Genomic DNA, 1,356 nt, shown 5'->3' on the forward strand with positions numbered 1-1,356 from the left:
GCAGCCGCCCGGCGGGGGCGTCGTGGTGGCCGGCGGCGGCGTGGTCGGGGACGGCGAGGTGCCGCCACCGAAGTCGGTCCGCCACTGCTGGTTGGTCTGTCCGTGGCAGTCGTACAGCTGGATCTGCTGGCCGTTGCCGGTGCCCCAGACGTCCAGGCAGCGACCGGACTGGACGCCGGTGATGGTGCCGTTGGAGTTGACGTTCCACTGCTGGTTGGTCTGGCCGTTGCAGCTGTAGATCTGGACCGCCGAGCCGTTGCCGGAGCCGGCGGCGTCCAGGCACATCGAGCCGTACACGGTCAGCTGCCGGCTGGAGGTGTAGGTCCACCGCTGGTTGGTCTGGCCGTGGCAGTCGTAGAGCTGCACCCGGGTGCCGTTGCTCTGCGAGGAGTTCGGCACGTCGATGCACCGGCCGGACTGGTTGCCGACGATCCGGCTCGCGCCGGTGGTCGGCGGCGGCGTGGTCGGTCCGCCGGTCGGCCCGGCGGTCGGGGACACGGTCGGCGACACGGTCGCGGTCGGCGTGGGGTTGGGCGACGCGGAGTTGAGGACGTTGAGGACCGAGTTGTACGCGGCCTTCTTGTTGCCTCCGCCGTCGAACAGCAGCGGGCTCTCGTTGGAACGCCACGAGTCGCTGTCACGCACGCCCCACACCGTGATGCCGATGCAGCGCGGCACGTTGATGCACGCCTGCGTCAGACCCGCGTACTGGCTGGTCGAGGAGTTCGTGACGTCGACCTCGGTCAGCGCCACGTCCACACCCAGCGCGGCGAAGTTCTGCAGCGTGGTGCGGTAGTTGCTCGGGTACGGCGACCCGCTGTTGAAGTGCGACTGGAGGCCGACGCAGTCGATCGGCACGCCCCGGGACTTGAAGTCCCGCACCATGTTGTAGACGCCCTGGGTCTTGGCCCAGCTCCAGTTGTCGATGTTGTAGTCGTTGTAGCAGAGCTTGGCGCCCGGGTCGGCGGCGCGCGCGGCACGGAACGCGGCCTCGATCCAGTCGTTGCCGGTCTGCTGGAGGTTCGAGTTGCGGCGGGCGCCGCTGTTGCCGTCGTCAAACGCCTCGTTCACCACGTCCCAGGAGTGGATCTTGCCCCGGTAGTGGGTGGCGACCTGGGTGACGTGGTTGATCATCGCGTCGCGCAACGCGCTGCCGGACAGGCTTCCCGTCCACCCGGGCTGCTGCTGGTGCCAGAGCAGCGCGTGGCCGCGCACCCGCATGCCGTTGGCCTGGGCGTGCGCGACGAGCCGGTCGCCGTTGGTGAAGTTGAACTGGTTCCGGGACGGCTCGGTGGCGTCCCATTTCATCTCGTTCTCGGCGGTGACCATGTTGAACTCGCGGTTCAGGATGCCGAC

At 68.8% G+C, this 1,356-nt stretch carries 1 protein-coding gene; it reads right to left on the reverse strand.

From position 1 onward, the window contains the following. Positions 1-1,356: endo-1,4-beta-xylanase (locus AB0L34_RS33925; RefSeq protein WP_363709762.1), on the reverse strand; the 1,356-nt coding region annotated here is incomplete at both ends.

The organism is Micromonospora sp. NPDC052213, assembly GCF_040679695.1.
Taxonomy (GTDB): Bacteria; Actinomycetota; Actinomycetes; order Mycobacteriales; family Micromonosporaceae; genus Micromonospora.